The sequence below is a fragment of the Mesorhizobium sp. B3-1-8 genome (genome assembly GCF_006439495.1).
Lineage (GTDB): Bacteria > Pseudomonadota > Alphaproteobacteria > Rhizobiales > Rhizobiaceae > Mesorhizobium.
Genome location: NZ_VFTK01000080.1, coordinates 1 through 2,494 on the forward strand (window position 1 = coordinate 1; position 2,494 = coordinate 2,494).

The window sequence follows — 2,494 nt, forward strand, 5'->3', positions numbered from 1 at the left end:
GGTAAGCGGTGTTTTGGGGCCACCTTTCGGGAGTGATCGCGATCTGTGAGGTTGCCGATCCTGTAGTGGGATCGGAGATAGGCTTGTGTCTGGACTTGACCTTACGCTTGACCCGGAGCGGCAGCTTCGGCGTTTCGAGGTGATCAACGGCGCTGGCGGCCGGCGTCACTGGTCGATGGATGATAAGGCGCGGATCGTCGCGGAGACGCTGGAGCCGAACGCAATCATCTCCGAAGTCGCCCGGCGTTATGGTCTCAGGCCACAGCAGGTGTTCGCCTGGCGCCGCGAAGCGCGCAAACAGGCCGCTTCGGCGCAGCAGGAATCGCCGGCCTTCGTGCCGGCGGTGGTGACGGCGCCGCCTCCGGAACCCGCGCCGACGCGTCCAGCGCAGCCGCGGAAGGGGAAGACAGCCCGAGATGCTGGCGTGATCGAGCTTGAGATTGACGGCATCGCCATGCGGGTCGGCCGGGGAGCTGACGCCAAGACGGTTGCGGCGGTGATCCGTGCGCTGAAGGCAACCTCGTGATCGGGCCGACAGGCGCCGTCAAGGTCATGGTGGCGACAAAGCCGGTGGACTTCCGCAAGGGTGCGGAGGGGTTGGCTGCGTTGGTGCGCGAGACGATGGGTGCCGATCCGTTCAGCGGCGCAGTTTATGTCTTCCGCGCGAAACGGACGGATCGGATCAAGCTGATCTTCTGGGATGGCAGCGGCGTCTGCCTCTATGCGAAGCGGTTGGAGGATGGCGAGTTCCGCTGGCCGAAGGTGCAGGATGGCGTGATGCGGCTGACGGCCGCCCAGTTGTCGGCGCTGCTTGAAGGGCTTGATTGGCGCCGGGTCCATGAGGCCCGCCGGACGCTTGCTCCAGCGCAGGCGGGTTGATCCGCGACCAAGTGAATCAGCCTGGATTCCGCTGTCGCCCGGAACTGGCGAATATGGTCTGATCCGATCATGGCGATGACAGCGGACCAGCTTCCCGACGATCCGGATGTGCTGAAGGCGATGGTCCTGGCGCGCGATGTCGAGAATGCTCGCCTGACCCAGATCATCAAGGAATTGCAGCGTCACCGCTTCGGCCGCCGGGCCGAGAGCCTGCCCGAAGATCAATTGCTCCTTGGCCTGGAGGAGGCCGAGCAGATCGAGGCGGCAGGCGAGGAAGAGGCCGAGCGTGCCGATCCTGCCACGCGCAGGGAGCGCACCGCAAAGCGGCGGGCGAACCGTGGCACGTTGCCGCCGCATCTGCCGCGCATCGAGATGGTCGTCGACATCGAGAACCATGCCTGCCCATGCTGCCGCAACGGACTTCATCGGATCGGCGAAGACGTCAGCGAGCGGCTCGATATCGTGCCGGCGCAATTGCGCGTGATCGTCGTGCGCCGGCCCAAATATGCGTGTCGTGCCTGCGAGGACGTGGTCGTACAGGCTCCGGCGCCCGCCCGGCTGATCGAAGGCGGTCTGCCGACCGAGGCCACCATCGCTCAGGTTCTGGTCTCCAAATATGCCGACCACCTGCCGCTCTATCGCCAGGCGCAGATCTATGCCCGGCAGGGCATCAATCTGGATCGCTCCACGCTCGCCGACTGGGTCGGCCGCGCCGCCTGGCATCTGCGTCCAGTCCACGAGCGACTGCTGGAGAAGCTGAAAGCCTCGCCCAAGCTCTTTGCCGATGAAACCACGGCACCGGTGCTGGATCCCGGCCGCGGCAAGACCAAAACCGGGCAGCTCTGGGCCTACGCGCGTGATGACCGACCATGGAACGGGAGCGACCCGCCGGGCGTCGCCTATGTCTATGCGCCGGACCGAAAGGCGGAGCGACCGATCGCTCATCTGGCGGGCTTTGCCGGGATCCTGCAGGTCGACGGCTATGGTGGCTATCGGGTGCTCGCCGACAAGAGCGGTGCAACGCTCGCCTTCTGCTGGGCACACGTGCGCCGGCGGTTCTACGAACTCGCCGCAGCCGGCCCGGCACCGATCGCCAGCGAGGCGCTCCGGCGCATCGCGGAGCTCTATCGCGTCGAGGACGACATCCGCGGCCAGCCGGCAGACGCCCGTCGTGCCGTGCGCCAGGAAAGGAGCCGGCCGATCCTGGCCGAGTTCGAGCCATGGCTGCGCGAGAAGCTCGGTCTGATCAGCCAGAAGACCAAGCTCGCCGAGGCAATCCGCTACACGCTGTCACGCTGGGAGGGGCTCGCCCGCTTCCTCGGCGACGGACGCATCGAGATCGACTCCAATACTGTCGAGCGGTCGATCCGCCCGATTGCGTTGAACCGCAAGAACGCACTCTTCGCCGGATCGGATGGCGGCGCCGAGCACTGGGCTGTCATCGCCTCGCTGATCGAAACCTGCAAGCTCAACGATGTCGACCCGCTCGGCTACCTGGCCGACGTGCTCGCCAGGATCGTCAACGGCCACCCGAACAGCCAAATTAACGAACTCCTGCCCTGGACCTACATCGCCAAGCCGGAAATCAAGGCCGTGGCCTGAGAACGACGCTTAC

General features: G+C 65.8%; 3 protein-coding genes. All 3 read left to right on the plus strand.

The window, feature by feature from the left end:
- Positions 1–85: 85 nt before the first annotated feature.
- Complete coding sequence (locus FJ424_RS33290; protein WP_210239453.1) at positions 86–526, plus strand: transposase; 441 nt, start codon at positions 86–88, stop codon at positions 524–526.
- Entirely contained in the window at positions 523–879 is a 357-nt protein-coding gene (tnpB, locus tag FJ424_RS33295) for an IS66 family insertion sequence element accessory protein TnpB (RefSeq protein ID WP_140648196.1), read from the plus strand. The genes FJ424_RS33290 and tnpB overlap by 4 nt, the downstream gene beginning before the upstream one ends.
- 69 nt (positions 880–948) lie before the next feature.
- Positions 949–2,481 carry an IS66 family transposase gene (locus tag FJ424_RS33300; protein ID WP_140660000.1) on the plus strand — a complete coding sequence of 511 codons (1,533 nt, stop codon included), beginning with the start codon at positions 949–951 and terminating at the stop codon, positions 2,479–2,481.
- The last annotated feature ends 13 nt before the right edge of the window (positions 2,482–2,494 follow it).